This is a genomic window from Paraburkholderia sp. UCT2 (genome assembly GCF_014397665.1).
GTDB classification, from domain to species: domain Bacteria; phylum Pseudomonadota; class Gammaproteobacteria; order Burkholderiales; family Burkholderiaceae; genus Paraburkholderia; species Paraburkholderia tuberum.
The window spans coordinates 83,747-102,182 of sequence record NZ_VZQO01000003.1 but is presented as its reverse complement, the minus strand read 5'-3'; the positions used below and the strand labels follow the sequence as shown (position 1 = coordinate 102,182).

Genomic DNA, 18,436 nt, shown 5'->3' with positions numbered 1-18,436 from the left:
TCGTTGCAAGGCAGTCCATGAAGACTCGCACGGCGTGATTGGCCGGCCGGGGGCCGGCCCGCCATGCTTACTGGACGATCTTTTTCGCTTCGTCGCGCCAGTAGTGTTGCTGGTTCCACCCAAGAAGGCGCTTGAGCTTCTCGTTGCTGAGCAGGGTCTCGAACTCGCCGAGTTGCTTTTTGAGCGGCACGCCGGGGTAGTAGCGTCGGAGCAGTTCCGCGGTAGGTACGTCGGACGACACGTCGTCGGCCGCGACGTTCATCACCTGAAAGCCGAGGCCGTCCTTTTCGATGGCGAGCCGGCACGCGCTCGCGAGATCGCGCCCGTCGATATAGCTCCACGCAATCCTCTTGCGCAGTGCTGGATCCTTGAGCCACGCCGGAAATTTCGCGTAGTCGTTGGGTTCGAGCACGTTGCCAATACGAAAGCAGTAAATGTCAGAGCCGGTGCGCGCGTGGAACGCCTTCGCCGTCACTTCGTTGATAACCTTCGACGTCGCGTAGCTGTCCATCGGGTTCACCGGGTATTCCTCGTCGAGCGGGAAGTACTCTGGACTGCGATCCCGGTGCGCGAACACCATACCGTATGTGGTTTCGCTCGATGCCACGATCACCTTGCGGATGCCAAGCTTCGACGCTGCGTCGAGGATGTTGTACGTGCCCATCACGTTGATCCGGTAGACCTCGTTGTCGGGCGTGATCATGATGCGAGGGATCGCCGCAAAATGCACAATCGCGTCGATCGGCTTTGGTTCGAGGTCGTCGGCGAATTCTCCCGGCGCGGTGCTCGATGCCAGCGCATTGAATACCTGGCCCGCATCGGTGATGTCCGTAATCAACGTGCGCGCCGTGCGCGCCGCCATCGGCACGCGATCAAGATTCATCACCTCGTAGCCGTGCTCGACCAGGTTCTGGACCACCCATTTTCCGGCCAGGCCGCTGCCGCCGGTCACGATCACTCGCTTCGTCATGTGCTCCTCTTCTCCTGTTTTCCTACATGTTTTAGCGCTTTTCCGCGCGTGTCGCGCGGCCTCATTCCATCATAGGATCGTTGCGCTCCGCGTCCTTGATTCGGCAGTAACAGTTCTGATGTTGAGTCGTGCGGCTCCAACTGGCCGGCCTCCGCCCGATGCGGCCGGCTGGAGACGACGTTCAGGCGTTGATCCAGGCTCGCGCCTGTTCCAGCTCGTTGACGTGGAACGCCTTGATTTCAGCCTTCGTGAAGAACCGGGCCAAATGCATCGAGGCGCGAATCCAGCCCGCGTCGGCCACCACCGCGGCGCGCGTGACCTTGCGGGCGACGGAGACGCCGAGCGTCAGGTCGGTCCATAGCGCCTTCGGCTCGATGCCGCTGAAATGCTCGATGCGTTCGAGCACGCGGGTCTTACCGTTCAGTTCAAGATCACCACGCATGCGCTCGATGGCTTCGCGCAGTTCGTGGTCGGTGATTTTGCCTTCGACGGATATTTCGATGACCGACGAATCGGGGACGGTGTGATACAGGATCATGGCAGGACCTCTAGCCAGAGAGACGTTACACGCTCAGGCAAGGATGAGCCTGGCGTTCGACGGCGTACTCATGGTACCTCTTTCCACGCGCTCGGTTAGGTTACAAGCCGATCTTCCCCTGAGAGGCAGTCGAGGCCATCGGCGCCACCGGCCGGCCGCGGTACGGCATGATGGGCGCGTGGCTCACGACTGCGGCACGATCACGAACAGTTGGTAGGGACGCGCGGGCAACTCCCGTCCCCATGCGGTCTTGCTCACCTCGAGCGCAATCGGCGCTGCATGGCTTAGCGACGATGCCGTCGCGATGCAGCCCGAGTCGTCGCCACGGCACACAATCAGCGAGCCCTGGCGCGCGAAATCGGCGGATGTGAGCCAGGGCGTTGCCGCCGGCCAGTCGAGATCCCAGAAGCGGGCGCGGCCGCCGTCATAGAACACCATCGAAGCGGCCTCATGCGTCGAGCCCGCCACGATCGACAGCGGCTGGCTGGTGCGTTCGTGCCACACGGCCTGCGCGGCTGCCGCGAGTTCCGCGCGCGGCTCGGCCGCGTCGTCGGAATTGCGCCGCGCCCCTGTGTAGCCGACCACTGCCGATACCGCGAGCACCAGCGCCCAGTACACCGCCATGACGCGTATGGCACGCTGCGGCGCGAACTCGAAGCGGGCTTGCACGAGCACGGCAAGCCAGAGCGGCACCATTGCGAACCACTGCGCCATGCCCCAGACCGAGGCCATCTGCGTCTTGCCGATCACGGACAGCAGGCCCACCGCGAACAGTGGCCCCAGCGCGAGCCACCAGAGATCCGGGTACGACGCGCTCCGAACGACGCTCAGCGCCATGAGCCGCGCAGCCCCGCGCGTGCGCACCATCAACAGCACGAAAACGAAACTGAGCGCGAGATAGCCGATCTGCGCGAGCGTGTAGATGCCAAAGCGCCCGACCGCGGCGAGAAGCGTGCCGCCGGTGCGTTGCGCGGCATACTCGAGCGTCGGGAAATGATTAACCATCATCCAGTGCACGTGCGGGGCCAGCACGGCGACTCCCGCCGCCACCGCGAGCAGCGATTCGACGCTGACGAGGCGCGCACGCCATGCGGGACGCGCGAGCAATGCCAGCAACAGCCCGAGCAGCAGCACGATCGAGAAGTACTTGCCCAGCACGGCAAGCGCCGCGCACGCCCCGAGACCGAGCGCCGCGCCGCTGCGCGCGAGGCGGCTGCCCGGCTGCACGTAGCGGACGAAAAAGTAGGCGGTCCACGGCCAGACCGACAGCAGGATCGAGTTCGGATTGAATTTGATGGCGAGATTCGAGTAAAGCGGCGAGACCGCCATCGCAAGCCCGGCGATGATCGCGATCGGGCGCGGCACGAAGCGCCCGGCGAGCGCGACGATCCCGGCCAGGCCGACCAGCACGTTCACCGCCGACAGCGCGAAATACGCGAGATCGGTGTGCGGGAACACGCTGAACCAGGCCGCTGCGACCCACGACGAAAGCGGCGGGTGCTTCGCGTAACCGGCCTGCCACTCGATGCCCCAGACATAGGTCTCGACCATGTCGCCCTGGATGTCGAGATTGCCGCGCGCGAGCCAGGCGGCCAGCGTCCAGACCAGCGCGTGGAAGGGGAGCAGCCAGCCGAGTGATGCGATGCGCGCGGCGGCAGGTTTTTCGGAGGCTGAGGCGAGCGACGTGGGATTCGAAAGCTGGGTCGACATTGAACCTTTTGGTCTGAGTGCCGCCCTACCGGGCAGCGTTTTTGGCCCGGCATTGTAATATGAGCTTAAGTAGGGAGGGTGCGATCCTGACAGACTGCCCGGCAACCCATGGCGCCCGATCAAATTAAAAAGGCTTTGATGAAGGACGTTCGCGGCGACAATTGACCCGTGTGGTCAAGCCGAAGATTCGATTCTCTTGACGCGGCGCTCAACTCGGCCGCAATTGCAGATGCGCTTGAGGAAGCTCTGAGCTGGGCGTGGATCGTAGCAACCCCGACACGAGCCGCGCAACCGTCGCCAGCGTTCCAGTGGATCTGATGGCGAAAAACTGCGCGTGACAGGCCGCTATCGCGCTCGGCTAAGATGCAAAAGTCGAGACCTAGTGTGACGGCGCGACCGACGCGCGATAGCGCGTCTCGAAGTCGCAATTCTTTGAGCGCGACGTGTACCGACGGGTCATGCGCGGCGGATTCGACCGGTCGATGCAATAGTTTGCTGGCATCGTTCGGCAGGGGCCCCATGTTTTGGCTGCAAAACGCGTCGCCATCAGTCGCAAAGCAGCCCCACCATCGGAATCGCCGGGGTTCGTCCCGCGATCAGGTCAGCCGTGATTCGAGCCGATCCGTGCGACATGGTCCAGCCGATATGACCGTGACCGGTATTCAGATAAAGATTGCGATACTTCCTGCGCCCAAGAAACGGCAGGTTCGTCGGCGTCATCGGCCTGAGACCGGCCCACATTTCGGCGCGATCGTAGTTGGCGCCGGCCGGGTAGAGTTCTTGTGTCACGCTCTTCATAAACGCAAAATCAGAAGGCTTATGGCTCGTGTCGTAGCCGGCAAACTCCGCCGTTGCGGTGACCCGGATCCGGTCTCCGAAGCGCGAGATTGCGACCAGGTTGTGCTCGTCGACCACTGCAACGGAGGGTGGCATGGGCCGGCCATCGATCGGAATCGTGAGGGAGTATCCCTTGATCGGATAGATCGGAAGATCGATGCCGATCTGTCGGGCAAGAACCGGACTATAGGGGCCAAGGGCGAGCACGTACGCGTCGGCTTTTACAAGGCCGCGACTCGTTCTTATGCCCACCACGTCCTGCCCAGCGGTTTCGAAGCCGTCGATGGTGGTGTCCGTCAGAAGCGTACCGCCACGCGCGACAATCTTTTCCGCAAGGGCGCGGGTGAACTTCGCAGGGTCTCCGGTCTCATCGGTCGGGCAGTAAATGGCACCCGCTATCCTGTCTTTTGCCGAAGCCAGCGACGGGTCGAGTGCGACGACCTGATCGCGGCTGAGAACCCTGATGACTTGCCCATCGGATTCCAGCAGCTTCATGTGTTCGATTCCGCGATCCTGCGCTTCCTGAGTCCGATGAAAATACAGAATTCCGCGGTCATTTCGATCGTATTCAATGGCGTCCTCAGCGATCACATTCTGTAGCACGCGTTGCGAGTACGCGGCAAGCCGATGCTTGAGCAGGGTATTGCGGCGTGCCTTCTCTGATGTGCATTCCATCAGGAAACGCCACGACCAGCTGTAAAGCCTGGGATCCGCCGAGAACTTGAAGCGCAACGCCTGATCTTTCAGCACCAGCGATTTGAGCAGAATCATCGGCGCTTTGGGCGAGGACCAGACAAAGGAATGCCCGGGCGCGATCATGCCCGCGTTACCCCAACTGGTTTCCGATGCGACCAAAGGCTGCCGCTCGACGATCACGACCTCATGGCCATCCTTCTGCAACTGGTACGCGGTTGTCACACCGACTACCCCGCCACCGAGCACGACAACTTTCATGATGTCCTCAGATACAAGGGGGCCGGCGGCATTCACGGCGGCGCGGTCTTGCTCCGGCTTTTGTGCTGCGCCACCCTCGATTCCTGCTGGACAGGAGGCAGCAGTCTCACTTCCATTGCGGCTGATTCAGCACCATTCCGTGCTGCCCTTTGTAGGCAGCCACAGCCGGCGGCGTCCACCCATCCAGCATCCGTGGCGCGAGTTGCCAGACCTCGACGCCAAGCGGCCGGCACACTTCCAGCGGATCGCGCGCGTCGGGTCCCCACATCGGCACTGACAGATCGCCGCCCGGACAGGTCGACAGCGCGCACAGCAAGTCGATCTCCGCGAAGAATTCGAGGTAATCGCCTTTCTTTGCCGGACACGCCTTCATGAAGTATTTGTCTTCGAGATTCAGGCCGGTGCACTGGAACACGTTGAGCACGTCGTGGACGTCGTACTCAGTCAATCCATACGGGGCGATGGCGCGCGTCAGGTTGGAGTGGCAGTGAAAATGAAAATCCTCGCCGGTCAGCATGCGGTTCACGTAGGGGTCGCAGCGCGTGCCGAGCAGATCGTGGACACGGCCGCCGTGCTCGTCGACACCGTAGCCTGCGAGACTGTCATCCGTGATGGTCACCATCGGACGCAGGAATGGCAGCGTCGACCACAGACGGTCGAACGTGCTCACGTGCGCCTGCTGCAACTGGCGCGTGCGCGACGCCCACATGCGCTCGCGCGGGTTGTGCCGGTTCCACATGTTCAGGTCGGCAACCTGCGGGCCTTCGATCGTGACAATGCGAAACACGTGGCCGGCCGGCACGGTCCACGCTTGCCCCGAGCGGATCGGCACGACGATCGATTCGACCAGCGTGCGGGTGTCGTGCTGTGAGGCGATGCGCTGATAGAACGTCTTGTCGACGTCGAGCGCTGAGCCTTTGGTGGACTGATAGGCAGCAGGATGATTCAGCATGATGCATGCTCCGTCGAACTCAGGCCGGCGCCGTGCCGCGACGAGGCGGCGTCGTCATCGCTCGGGCGACGCAACACTGCAACGACCTTTTCCTTATCGATCTCTGACATGTTTTGCCTCCATGACGTCTGACCCGTTTCAGCCAAGGTCGATTGCCCGGTTGGCGGGTTACTCTGCCGAACTGGCACTGCCGCCCAGATAGGCAGCGCGGACCCGGCTATCCTGAGCCAGCTCGCGGGCGGACCCCGCGAGCGCAATGTGCCCGCTTTCCAGCACGTAAGCCCGATGAGCGATCCGCAGCGCCTGGCGGGCGTTCTGCTCGACGAGGAGAATCGAGGTGCCTTCGCGGCAGATGTCGGCGATCATGCCGAAGATCGCGCGGACCAGCTTCGGCGCGAGTCCCATCGACGGTTCGTCCAGCACCACGATACGCGGGCGCAGCATCAGGGCTCGGGCAATCGCCAGCATCTGCTGTTCGCCGCCGCTGAGCGTGCCAGCCAGCTGGCTGCGTCGCTCGCCGAGCCGGGGGAAAGCCGCATAGAGCTGATCCCTTCGCTGTTGCAATGCCGCACTGTCGCGCCGGATCAGATAGCCGCCGAGATGCAGATTTTCCTCCACCGTCAGCGCCCCGAAAATGCGCCGCCCCTCTGGCACATGACCGAGACCCAGCGCCACGATCTGGTGTGCGCGCAAGCCCGTCAGGCGCTGGCCAGCCATCGCAATGTCGCCCGCGCGCGGCCGGATCAATCCGGAAATCGCCCGCAGCGTGGTCGTTTTTCCCGCGCCGTTGCTGCCGAGCAACGCGACGATCTCGCCCTCCGCGACGTCCAGCGAGATGCCGTGCAGCACTTCGACAGTCCCATAGCTCACACGCAGATCGCGGATTTCTAGGAGTCCCACAGCGATTTCTCCCCGGCAGTATCGTCGCTCGCCTCGTCCTTTCCGGCTGTGCCGAGATAGGCATCGATCACCCGCGGGTCCGCCTGGATCGCGGCGGGCTGGCCCTCGGCGATGATGACGCCGTGGTCCATCACGATGATCCGGTCCGACACGCCCATCACCAGCATCATGTCGTGCTCGATCAGCAGCACCGTCACGCCATGATCCCGGATCCGCCGGATCAGTTCCATCAGCGCGCGTTTCTCGGTCGGGTTCATGCCTGCAGCCGGCTCATCGAGCAGCAGCAGGCGAGGGCTGCTGGCGAGCGCACGGGCGATCTCCAGCCTGCGTTGGTCGCCGTAGGGCAGATCGGCGGCGCGCTCGCCCGCCCTGCCGGCAAGACCGACGAAGGCGAGCCAGCGCAGGCCTTCGGTGGAATGGTCCGCCGCCTCGGCGCGCGCGGACGGCAACGCCAGAAGCTCGGCTGCGAGCGGTGTCCGAAGCCGATGGTCCATGCCGGTCAGGACGTTTTCGAAGGCTGTCATGTGGCCGAACAGGCGGATGCCCTGGAAGGTGCGCGCCATGCCTTGATGGACGATGCGATGAGGCGCGCCGCCGGCAAGCCGTTCCCCGCACCAGACGATCTGGCCGCCAGTCGGGCGGATGACGCCGGTCAGGCAGTTGAACACGGTGGTCTTGCCGGCGCCGTTCGGACCGATCAGGCTCACGATCTCGCCGCTTCGCACCATGAAGCTGACACCGCCGACCGCCAGCACGCCGCCGAAGCGCCGCTGCATGTCGCGCACCTCCAGCAGGACCTCATCGGTGACGGCGTGATCGGGCACAGCGACGCGATCGGCGTCAGCGCCCTTGCGCGCCGGCGCGACGCGGCGCAACGGCGCTGGCCACAACCCCTGCGGCCTTAACAGCATCAGGATCACGAGCCCGATCGCGAAAGCGAAGATGCGCCAGAGGTTGAGAAAACGCAGAATCTCCGGCAGGCCGGCGACGATGATGGCGCCGAGGAGCACACCGGGAATGCTGCCCCGGCCGCCGAGCACGACGACAATCAGGATCGTGACGGACTGCAGATAGGTGAAGCCGGTCGGATCGATGGTGCCGAAGCGGGCGGCGAACAGGCTGCCGCCCAGCCCGCCGATCAGCGCGCCCATCACATAGGCGAGCAGCTTGACGCGCAGCGTCGGCACGCCGACGGCCTCGGCAGCTGCCTCGTCCTCGCGGATGCTGGTCCAGGCGCGGCCCAGCCGCGACTGGCCGAGCCGGATGGCGAACCCGAGCACCAGCACGAGGAACGCCATGCCCAGTTCGTAGAGCGCTAGCGGCGAACTGATCTCGAAACCGAACAGGCTCGGGCTCGCGATGCCGAAGATGCCGTTCGGGCCGCCCGTGATGTCGAGGTTGGTGGCGACGATACGCGTGATTTCGCCGAACCCCAGCGTGACGATCGCCAGATAGTCGCTGCGCAGGCGCAGGGTGGGATAGCCGATGACGATGCCCGATACCCCGGCGAACGCCAGACTGAACGGCAGCGTCTCCCAGAACGAGAAGTGCAGCAGGGTTTCCAGCAACGCCGTCGTGTACGCGCCGATCGCGAAGAAGGCCGCGTAGCCCAGATCGAGCAATCCGGCATAACCGACTACGATGTTCAGCCCAAGACCCAGGATCGAATAGGTGACGATGGTCAGGCCGACATCGACGACATAGTTGCTGACGACAGCGGGCAGCGCCACGGCGGCGGCCAGCAGCGCACCGCCGAGAGGCCTGGTCCAACGCGCGGAAGCCTGACTGGCGCTCATGGACTACATTCTCTCGACAACGCGTTCGCCGAACAGCCCGGTCGGCTTGATCACGAGCACGGCGATCAGCACGCCGAAGACGAACACGTCGGTCCATTGCGAAGAGACATAGCCCGCGCCGAAGGCTTCGAGCAGGCCAATCAGGATGCCGCCCGCCATCGCGCCCGGGATGTTGCCGATGCCGCCAAGCACGGCGGCGGTGAACGCGCGCAGGCCTAGCACGAAGCCCATGAAGAAATTGATCTGCGTGTAGTAAAGACCTTCCATGACGCCCGCCACGGCGGCCAGCACCGACCCGAGCAGAAAGGTGAGCTGGATCAGGCGTTCGACGTCGATGCCCATCAGACGCGCGGCGTCCTGATCGATTGCCAGCGCGCGCATCGCGGTGCCGAGGAAAGTGTGGTGAACGAAGAAATACAGTGCCAGCATCAGGGCCAGGCTCGTCACGATGATGCCGATCTGCGCGAAGGTGATCTGCACGCCGTGGAGTTCGAATCCGGCCTGGCTCAGCACGTGCGGATAGGTGCGAAAGCCCGCGCCGTAGATCAGCAGCACCCCATTTTGCAGCGCCAGCGAGACGCCCAGCGCCGTAATCAGAATCGACAGCCGCGGCGCGCGCAGCAACGGCTGATACGCGAGCCGCTCGATCAGCAGGCCGAGCGCGCCTGTGACCGTCATGGCGGCCACAAGGGCGATCAGCAGCGCCAGGGCGAGCGGCAGATGCGCGGACGCAAGAACCATCAGACCGGTCCAGCCGATGAACGCGCCGACCATGAACAGGTCGCCATGAGCGAAGTTGATCAGCCGGATGATGCCGTAGACCATCGTGTAGCCGAGGGCGACGAGCGCGTAGAACGAGCCGGTCGTCAGCCCTTCGATGACGAACTGGAAGAAGTCGCTCATGACGGGGCGGCGCGCGCAATGACGCCTACTTCATCGCCACCCAATGCCCGTTCGCTTCCTGCCGCTGGTAGGGCTCGAACTTGTCGTTGTGCACGATGATGGTGATGTACACCGCTTTACTGCGGTCCCCCTTCGCATTGAAGGAAATCGTTCCGGTCGCGCCCGGGTAGTTCGAGATCTTGTGCAGAGCCGCGGTGATCGCGGCAGGCTGGGCCGATTTTGCGTCCGCGATGGCTTTGGCCGTGACTCCGACAGCATCGTATTCATAGACCGAGTACGGTCCCGGCGCTTGCCCGTAAGCCTTCGTATAGTCATCGACGTAGGCGTGCGCGCCGCTCAGGAACTGCGCGAGCGGTGCCGTCGTGATGATCATGCCGTCGGCGGCGGGACCGGCCGTCTTCATCAGGGTGGGGTCATTGGTGGCGTCGCCGCCCATGAAGGTCATTTTCAGACCCAGTTGCCGCGCCTCCTTGACCAGCAGGCCGGCTTCGGAGAAATAGCCTGTGTAGTAGATCACGTCAGGCTTCAGTGAGGAGACCCGCGTGAGCGTCGGTGAATAGTCCATCTGTCCGGGGGTGATCGAATTGGCGTACACGACATCGACACCGTCCTTCTTCAGGGCTTGCACGGTGTTCTGGGCGAGGCCTTTGGAATAGGTCGTGTTGTCGTCGATCACCGCCACGCGCTTCGCGTGCAGAACGTCTTTCATGAAGTTTGCCGCGAATGGGCCCTGCTGGTCGTCACGGCCGATCGTGCGGAACACGTTGTCGTACCCCATCTCGGTCAGTTGCGGATTCGTCGACGCATCCAGCACGTAGGGAATCCCGGCGCGATGAAAGGTTGTCGATTCCGGCAGCGCCGCGCTTGAGCAATAGCCGCCCGCTACCGCGACAACGCCCGCATCGACGAGTTTCTGTGCCGCCTGCACCGCGGTCTGCGCATCACAGGCGTCGTCCTCGGGCACCAGCTCGATCTGCTTGCCGAGCACGCCACCGGCCGCGTTGATTCTGGCGGCGGCGAGCTTCGCGCCATTGACAATATCCGTGCCGGCATTGGCACTGCTGCCCGACAGCGGAACGGGCACGCCGATCTTGATGGTGGCGCCCTGGCTTAGCGCCGAACCGGGAGCCATGCCGACAAGCAGGGCCACGGCGGCCGCCATGCCCGCAAAGGCCGTTTGCCGCGAGCCCCGCTTTGCACCGGACCAGCCAATCGTCTGAGCAAACATGTTAGAGACTCCTTATTGTGAGAGGGATCGGACGATCCGCCACACGGGTATACCGGTGACATCGGAAAGCGGACGGAAATGGGGCGATTGCGTGTGATTCATACCCACCAGGTCAACGGCGTGACTGCTGGTTTCACCGGAGCGCTGACACTAAAGCGCTTCTTTCATGATAGAAGCCGGTGTGCGTTGGGACGGTATAGGGTATTTGCGTATAAACCATTACACAAAGGCGCCGGCAATCCTCTACCTTTAAGAGGCAGTGACGACAGAGACTCGCGAGCGGCGAACGCGACATGACAGGACGACTCCGAAATGAGTGCGATTGCACCGCATGACGACGTGTACACGAAGCTCGATTTCACGCTGGACGACGGCGTCTGCCGTCGTGCCGCGATTGGGCTCGTGGTGCTCGCCACCGATCATACGATCGAGCATGAGTGGCGGGGCTTGCTGACGCAGGACGGCGTGGCGTTCTACGAAAGCCGTGTGTATAACTCGGCGGACATCACGCCCGAACGGCTAGCGGAAATGGAGGACCGTATTGCACCGGCGGTCGCGCTGATCCGTCCGGCCGAGCGTATCGATGTGGTGGCGTTTGGCTGCACGTCCGCGTCGATGGTGATTGGGGAGGAAAAGGTGTTCGCGCGGATTCGCGAAGCGCGTGCGGACGCCGCGTGCACTACGCCGATCACCGCGGCGCTGGCGGCGCTTCGCGCCCTAGGCGTCCAACGTACGGCCCTGCTTACACCTTATGTGCGTTCGATCAACGAATACATGCGCGACTATATCGAGTCGCGCGGTCACGGCATTACGCGCATGGCGTCGTTCGAGCATGCGAACGATAACGAAGTGGCGCGGATCGATGCGGCGTCATTGCGAACTGGTGTTGAGCGACTTGCGCGCAATCGTGACGTGGACGCGATTTTCGTATCGTGCACGAGCTTGCGCATCGCCGGGTTGATTCCGGAGCTAGAGGCGGCGATCGGCAAGCCGGTGATATCGAGCAACTACGCGATGGCGTGGCACGCGTTGCGGCTCGCCGGCGTGGGAGATTGCGAGCCTCATCTTGGGCGGCTGTTTGCGCTGTGACGTTGTGCCTTGAAACGCGACGCAGCGCGACGGGGCGACCATGCGGCGATCGACGCCGCGGCCATGTTCCAGACATCGACGCGCACCACAGACGCGGCAGGCGCGTCGGATGAACCGCCGCAGGAATCGCTCATCGAAGCGTCTGCGCGGCGGCAGGACTACGACGACTGTCCGTCATTTCCCAGCATGGTTCGACGACATGCCGGCGCGCCGCAATGACACGCGTACTGGGCGCGAACGTCGTCGGTGACCGCGCCGTCCACTGACAGACCGTAATTGATGAAAAGCTCCTCCCCGGGTGCGATCGTGGCGAGCGCATGAATGAACACCCGGTCGCCCGTCTCGATGGCCTCGCAGTTGGGGGCGCACGCATGGTTCAGAAAGCGGGCGCTGTTGCCGCCGCGGCTGCCGTCGATCACTCGTCCGCTGGACAGCCCAAACACGAACGTGTGGCCCGCGTCGGCTCGCTGACGGGCGGCGGCGCGCCGCCAGCTGGTCACTTCCCCCTTGTACTCGATCACCCGTTCGCCCGGGGCGATCGGCTGCAGGGCAAACAGTCCCATGCCATGCACTGGTGAGCGTCGTGCGGTGATGCGTCGCAATCGCATTTTGTCGTTTCCTTCGCGACCCTCGGTCGTTGCATGTGGTTGAGCGGCGATGCGAAGCATATCGCCACACAGTCAGGCGCTCAATATTTTTCTTTTTAAAAGCGCAACTAACAGCCAAGGACGGACCGCGCCAAGGGTTCCGGCTTTGCCGCAACGAGGCTGGCAACGGTCGACGGTTACAGGGAGGTCGTCAAGTCGCATGTCCACGGCATCACGCTGGCACAACAGTCGGCTCAGCCAAACGAGCGGCTGGCCGCCGCTGCGCGCTTGCGCAACCAGTTCATGCAGGCGAACAGGGCGATGGCGAACGCCATCAGCAGTGTGGCCACGGCAAGGATCGATGGGTCGATCTGGTCACGGATGCCACTCCACATCTGCCGCGGCACGGTGCGCTGCTCGGGGCCGCCAATGAACAGAATGACGATCACTTCGTCGAACGACGTCGCGAATGCGAACACACTGCCCGTTGCGACGGCGGGCGTGATCAGCGGGAGCGTGACGCGACGAAACGCGACCCACGGCTGCGCGCCCAGCCCCGACGCAGCGCGAAGCAGGCTTTGATCGAACGACAGCAGCGAAGCCGTCACGGTGATCACCACGAAGGGCGTACCGAGCGCGGCATGCGCAAGCACGACGCCGAGATACGAATTGACCAGGCCGAGCGGCGAAAAGACCAGATAAAACCCTGCCGCGACGACAACGATAGGCACGATCATCGGCGACACGATGATCGGCATGATGATCGAGCGGTAAGGAAACTGCGTGCGGCTCAAGCCGAGCGCGGCGAGCGTGCCGAGCACCGTCGCGATCAGCGTCGACGCCGCGCCGATGCCGATGCTGTTCGCCAACGCGCGTTGCCAGTCCGGCGAACTCAGCGCCTGCGCGTACCAGCGCAGCGAGAAGCCCTGCATCGGGTACGAGAAGAATGAGCCGGAGTTGAACGACAGCGGCACGATCGCGAGGATCGGCGCGACGAGGAAAAAGAAAATGAGCGCGCAATGCACACGTAGTCCCGCGCCCGCGATGCGTTCCGAGAGTAGCCGGGTTCGTCCGTCTTTCATCTGAGTCTGCCTGTTAGCGTCGGTTGCGCGGCGCGTTAGCCGAAGCGCAAGCGGTCGATACCGACCAGCCGGTTGAAGATGAAATAGAACACCGCCGTGAATGCGATCAGATAGCACGACAACGCACCCGCGAGTCCCCAGTTGAGCTGATCGTTGGTCTGCGACGCGATCAGCTGGCTGATCATTTCGTCGCCGGCGCCGCCTAGCAGGGCGGGGGTGATGTAATAACCGAGCGCGAGCACGAACACGAGAAAACATCCCGCGCCGACACCCGGCAGCGTTTGCGGAACATACACTCGCACGAAGGCCACAGCCGGATGCGCGCCGAGGGATTTCGCCGCCCGCATGTACACGGGCGGGACACCTTTCATCACCGAAAAGATCGCGAGGATCATGTATGGCAGCAGGATGTGCGTCATGCCGATCAACACACCCGTGCGATTGAAAATCAGCGGCAACGGATGATTGATGAGCCCAAAGTGGAGCAACGCGCCGTTGATCACACCACCTGGTTGCAGCAGCACATACCACGCGGTGGTCCGCACCAGCAGCGATGTCCAGAACGGTACGATCACGAAGAGGATCAGCCGGTTGCTCTGGTTCTCCGGCAATGTCGCGAGCAGATACGCCACGGGATAACCCAGCACCAGGCACAGCAGCGTGACCGTCGCACTGATCGTGACCGTGCGTCCGAAGGCGGCGCGGAAGATGGCGCTGTCCGCCGCGACGGACGTCACCGAGCCATCGGGCGCGACTTGCGCGTCGACGGCGTTCAGCAAATAGTCCGGCGTGGGCGAGATCGACGCACGCTTGAGGAGCCGCCAGGTTTCCGGTGTGTTCCAGCGTTCATCCAGATCGATCAGGGCGGGCTTCCATTGCGCGGGCGTCTGCGAACGTGTGGCACGCGCCGTCTTGAACAGCAGGCTGCGGAACTCTGGTTGAGAGAAGTTCATGCGTCGCGCGATATTGCCGAGCTGGCCGGATTCGCTGGCGTCCTTCAGGTCGTGCGCGAGTGCGGCAAAGGCCGGTTCGCCGGGTACGCCCGCACCGTCCCATCCGGCCAGCGCCGTGCTCAATTGCGGCATGCCGGCGCGCACTTCAGGGTTTCGCACGCTGCGCGCGAGCAGGCTCGCGATCGGCGCGACGAACGTCACCAGCAGAAAGATGAGCAACGGCAAAGCCAGCAGCAACGCGCGCATCGCGGCCTTGCGGCGCGCGGCGCGAAACGACTCGCGGTTCGCGGCCTGCGGGCCGCGGCCAAAAGGGGCGGTGGATGGCAACTGCGTGTTCATCGTGCTCGATCTCCCGGGTGACGTTCGTTCGATCTGGCGCTACTGCGCCAGCCAGTTCTGGAACCGCTTGTTGATCGCATCCGCGTTGTCGGCCCAGAACGTCGCGTTGATTTGCAGCGGGCGTTTGAAGTTCTCCGGCGCTGTCGGCAGATCGTTCAGACGCGCCTTGTCGATCAGCGGAATGGCGTCCTTGCGCGGCGGCGCGTACGCGATGTACTTCGACAGGTCCGCATAGGCCTGCGGTGTCGAGGATGCGACGATGAACTTGCGCGCCGCGTCGGCATGCTTCGCGCCGTTGACCACGGCCCACCATTCGTAGTCGTACACCTGTGCATCCCAGACGATCTTGAAGGGCTTCTTGTCCTTGTGCACGGCGTCGTCGATGCGGCCGTTGTACGCCTGCGTCATCACGACCGCGCCGTCGGCGAGCAGTTGCGGCGCCTGCGCACCCGCCTCCCACCAGACGATGCTCGGCTTGATGGTGTCGAGCTTCTTGAACGCGCGATCGACGCCAGCCGGCGTGGAGAGGGTCTTGTACACGTCCTTGGGTGCAACGCCATCGGCGATTAAGGCCCATTCCATCGCGACCTTCGGTGATTTGCGCATGCCGCGCTTGCCGGGGTACTTGTTGAGGTCGAAGAAGTCGTTGATGGTAGTAGGCGCAGATTTCAGCTTGCTGGTGTCATACGCATAGACGGTGGACCATACCATCGCCGCGACGGCGCAATCACTGATCGAGCCCGGCAGGAAGTCACTGGTGTTGCCGAGCAACTTCTTGTCGAACTTGGCGATGAGGCCTTCGTCGCACGCGGTGATTGCGTCGTTGGTTTCGAGGTCGATCAGATCCCACGTCGGGTTCTTCGACTGTTCCATCGCTTGCAGTTTGGCGAGGCCGCCATCGTAGGACTCGGTGGAGAACTGGTCGCCGGTTTTCGCAGTGAACGGTTCGAACCATGCCTTTTTCGCGGCAGCTTCATACGCACCGCCAAAGGTGACGACGGAAATCGTTTCGGCCGCGTGAACCGTGGCCGTGGCAAACGCCCCGAGCGCGCACGCCGCGATGGTGGTCCGGAAGGACGAGAGTGTGGTCTTCATTTCTAGTTGGCTCCTGCGATAAGTGGCGAGGCGGACGAGGGAACGGAAACGGTGGAATAGTCGACGCCGCCGGACACGGCGGTGGATTGCGGCGCGGCCGCCATTGCTGGCAGCACCTTGCAGTCGTCGCGTCGCCAGGTCACGGCGGTCTGACGGCCGAGCGCGGGCAGGTCATGGTGCTGTGTGTTCGGCAGCTTGACGACCATGCTTTCGCCATGGCCGAGCTTCAGATGCACGCGATGATGATCGCCGCAGTAAACGAGTTCCTCGACAAGCGCGTGCACGATGTTCATGTTCTGCCGCGTCGCTTCCTGCAAAGCGTCCGGCGTCGCGGCGATGTGCGCGCGCTCGGGACGTAGCGCCAGCACCGCCGTGTCGCCTGACGCGAGCCCGACGCCTGGGCGTCCGCACACGGTGCTGCCGTCGGCGAGTTGCATCGCAGCCCATTCCGTCCCGTAGGAATGGACGCGACCGGTCAGTCCATTGTTCTCGCCGACGAAATTGGCAACGAACGCATTCGCCGCGTTTTCGTAGAGTTCGGTCGGTGCGGCGGCCTGCTGGATGCGTCCATCGGAAAACACGGCGACGCGGTCCGACATCGTCAACGCTTCGTTCTGGTCGTGGGTCACGTAGACGATCGTCAGCGACAGTTCGCGATGCAGCCGCATGATTTCGTATTGCATGGTTTCACGCAGGCGCTTGTCGAGCGCGCCAAGCGGCTCGTCCATCAGCACCACGCTCGGCTCGAAAACCAGCGCGCGGGCAAGCGCAACGCGCTGCTGCTGACCACCGGACAGTTGCGACGGACGCCGCCCCGCCAGATGCGACAACTCCACCATGTCGAGCACGCGCGTCACGCGCGTTTTCTGTTCGCTACGGCTTATCTTGCGTACCGACAGCGGAAACGCGACGTTCTCGGCAATCGTCATGTGCGGGAACAGCGCATAGTTCTGAAACACCATGCCGATATCGCGCCGATGCGGTGGCTTGTCGTCCAGACGCTTGCCGGCGAGGCGGATTTCACCGCGCGTCGGCGCTTCGAATCCCGCGAGCATCATCAGTGTCGTGGTCTTGCCGGAACCGGACGGACCGAGCAGCGAAACGAATTCACCGTGCGCGACATCGAGATCGAGTCCCTCGACGACGCTATGCACGCCGTCGTATGACTTGCTGACGCCGTCGAACGAAATAAATGGTTGGCTTGACATGAGTAACTCGGCAGAGTGTTGGCGGTCCACGTGAGGCGGCAAATCACTTCGCGCCCAGGCGTCCCGCCAGATAGCGGGCGAAGTCGTAATTCGGCCGTTCCAGTGGGCTCAGATGGCCAGGCTTCGCGAGTGGCGCGTGCACGCCGCGAAACACGGCCTCGACGCCGCGCCGGTCCTCGGCGTTGACTTCGTCGAGCAGCGTCTTCAGCGTAGCCATGTAATCGGCGGCCCGCGGATCGTCGACGAAATCCGGTGCGAGGCCGCCGCCGAAGCGGATATGCACGCGGCCGACGCCCCGCGGCTGCAGGATCAGATACCAGAAGTAGCCGGGCGTCAGCGTGATCAGGTGTGTCGGGTAGATCGCCAGCAGCGCGGTGGTACGGCGCCAGTGCCCTTGCAGACGTGTATTGCTGGGATGCGCGTTGCCGATCGGCAGCGACGCTTCCTTGGTGATCCAGTGATAGTTGAACGCGGGCAAGCCCGGCGGACATTCCATTTCTTCGAGCTTCGAGTGCGGCCCGACCGTTGCGCGATGCAGCATCGGCAAGTGGTAGCTCTCCATGAAATTTTCCGCGAGGATCTTCCAGTTGGTGTCCCACACGTGCTCTTCGTGGAAGGTCTCGACGTAGTTGCTCATGCCGTACGGCTCGATCAGCTTCGTCAGCCCGGACAAATGTGATTCCACCGAAGGCGCGTGCGCGTTGAGCGTTACGTAAATCCAGCCTTGCCACGTCTCGCAGCGCACGGCAGGCAGCTTGTATTGTTCCTTGCAAAAGCCCGGCTGCCGATCCATCAACGGCGCGCCCGCGAGCGAACCATCGAGCGTGTAGTTCCATGCGTGATAGGGGCACACGATCCGGCGCACGTTGCCGCGCCCTTCAAGCAATACCGACATCCGGTGCAGGCAAACATTCGAGAATGCGCGCAACGCACCGCTCGCATCGCGCAGCACGAACACCGGCTGGTCGTCGATTTGCGCGGTCAGATAGTCGCCGCTCTGTGCGAGCGCGCTCGCGCGGCCCACGCACAACCACTCGTGGCGAAACACGTCGCGCCGTTCGAGCGCGAGAAACGCCTCCGACGTGTAGACGGCCGGCGGCATGGCGTGTGCATCCCCGAACGGACGCTCGCAGTTCTCGCGCAGGGCGCGAACGATGTCGAGCTCAGCGTCCGTCGACTGAAGAATGGCTGACATAGGGGGCCCCCCATCAGTGTGTGCATCCGATGAGCACCAATCTAACAATCCAAATTGCTAGGTAAAATATTGTTTTTGCATGCAGTGCATAGCTCAAGCC

The 18,436-nt window shown here is 63.3% G+C and carries 16 protein-coding genes; 1 reads left to right on the top strand and 15 read right to left on the bottom strand.

Features of this window, described 5'->3' with window-relative positions:
* Positions 1–67: 67 nt before the first annotated feature.
* The 9 genes from F6X39_RS03685 to F6X39_RS03645 form a co-directional block, all read right to left on the bottom strand.
* Entirely contained in the window at positions 68–970 is a 903-nt protein-coding gene (locus F6X39_RS03685) for an NAD-dependent epimerase/dehydratase family protein (protein WP_187615598.1), read from the bottom strand.
* 181 nt (positions 971–1,151) lie between these two features.
* Complete coding sequence (locus F6X39_RS03680) at positions 1,152–1,508, bottom strand: STAS/SEC14 domain-containing protein (protein ID WP_184024102.1); 357 nt, start codon at positions 1,506–1,508, stop codon at positions 1,152–1,154.
* A gap of 183 nt (positions 1,509–1,691) precedes the next feature.
* Positions 1,692–3,218, bottom strand: a complete 1,527-nt coding sequence (locus F6X39_RS03675) for a glycosyltransferase family 39 protein (RefSeq protein WP_187615597.1) — start codon at positions 3,216–3,218, stop codon at positions 1,692–1,694.
* A gap of 546 nt (positions 3,219–3,764) precedes the next feature.
* On the bottom strand, positions 3,765–5,009 hold the full coding sequence (locus F6X39_RS03670; RefSeq protein ID WP_187615596.1) for a D-amino acid dehydrogenase: 1,245 nt from the start codon (positions 5,007–5,009) through the stop codon (positions 3,765–3,767).
* 106 nt (positions 5,010–5,115) lie between these two features.
* The gene (locus tag F6X39_RS03665; protein WP_187615595.1) at positions 5,116–5,961 is read right to left on the bottom strand and encodes an urea carboxylase-associated family protein; all 846 of its coding nucleotides are present in this window, start codon (positions 5,959–5,961) and stop codon (positions 5,116–5,118) included.
* 168 nt (positions 5,962–6,129) lie between these two features.
* Positions 6,130–6,861, bottom strand: coding sequence for an ABC transporter ATP-binding protein (locus F6X39_RS03660; RefSeq protein WP_187615594.1), 732 nt, complete (start codon positions 6,859–6,861; stop codon positions 6,130–6,132).
* Positions 6,849–8,657, bottom strand: coding sequence for an ABC transporter permease subunit (locus F6X39_RS03655; RefSeq protein ID WP_187615593.1), 1,809 nt, complete (start codon positions 8,655–8,657; stop codon positions 6,849–6,851). The genes F6X39_RS03660 and F6X39_RS03655 overlap by 13 nt, the downstream gene beginning before the upstream one ends.
* Before the next feature lie 3 nt (positions 8,658–8,660).
* A complete protein-coding gene (locus F6X39_RS03650) occupies positions 8,661–9,560 on the bottom strand; it encodes a branched-chain amino acid ABC transporter permease (protein WP_018422469.1) in 900 nt (299 codons plus the stop codon).
* Between the two features lie 25 nt (positions 9,561–9,585).
* On the bottom strand, positions 9,586–10,788 hold the full coding sequence (locus F6X39_RS03645; protein WP_187615592.1) for a branched-chain amino acid ABC transporter substrate-binding protein: 1,203 nt from the start codon (positions 10,786–10,788) through the stop codon (positions 9,586–9,588).
* Between the two features lie 312 nt (positions 10,789–11,100).
* Here F6X39_RS03645 and F6X39_RS03640 point away from each other — a divergent pair, with 312 nt between their 5' ends.
* A complete protein-coding gene (locus F6X39_RS03640; RefSeq protein ID WP_187615591.1) occupies positions 11,101–11,877 on the top strand; it encodes an aspartate/glutamate racemase family protein in 777 nt (258 codons plus the stop codon).
* Positions 11,878–12,035: 158 nt separating this feature from the next.
* Here F6X39_RS03640 and F6X39_RS03635 read toward each other — a convergent pair whose 3' ends face one another.
* The 6 genes from F6X39_RS03635 to F6X39_RS03610 all read right to left on the bottom strand — a co-directional run bounded on the left by F6X39_RS03635 (position 12,036) and on the right by F6X39_RS03610 (position 18,336).
* Positions 12,036–12,485, bottom strand: a complete 450-nt coding sequence (locus tag F6X39_RS03635) for an SET domain-containing protein (RefSeq protein ID WP_187615590.1) — start codon at positions 12,483–12,485, stop codon at positions 12,036–12,038.
* Between the two features lie 233 nt (positions 12,486–12,718).
* Positions 12,719–13,546: an ABC transporter permease gene (locus tag F6X39_RS03630; protein WP_090810989.1), complete on the bottom strand. Its 828-nt coding sequence runs from the start codon at positions 13,544–13,546 to the stop codon at positions 12,719–12,721.
* Positions 13,547–13,581: 35 nt separating this feature from the next.
* Positions 13,582–14,838, bottom strand: a complete 1,257-nt coding sequence (locus F6X39_RS03625) for an ABC transporter permease (RefSeq protein ID WP_187615589.1) — start codon at positions 14,836–14,838, stop codon at positions 13,582–13,584.
* Between the two features lie 39 nt (positions 14,839–14,877).
* Positions 14,878–15,933, bottom strand: a complete 1,056-nt coding sequence (locus F6X39_RS03620) for an ABC transporter substrate-binding protein (RefSeq protein ID WP_184068494.1) — start codon at positions 15,931–15,933, stop codon at positions 14,878–14,880.
* Between the two features lie 2 nt (positions 15,934–15,935).
* Positions 15,936–17,141, bottom strand: a complete 1,206-nt coding sequence (locus F6X39_RS03615; protein ID WP_187615588.1) for an ABC transporter ATP-binding protein — start codon at positions 17,139–17,141, stop codon at positions 15,936–15,938.
* 43 nt (positions 17,142–17,184) lie between these two features.
* Positions 17,185–18,336, bottom strand: a complete 1,152-nt coding sequence (locus tag F6X39_RS03610; RefSeq protein ID WP_187615587.1) for an SRPBCC family protein — start codon at positions 18,334–18,336, stop codon at positions 17,185–17,187.
* Positions 18,337–18,436: the final 100 nt, after the last annotated feature.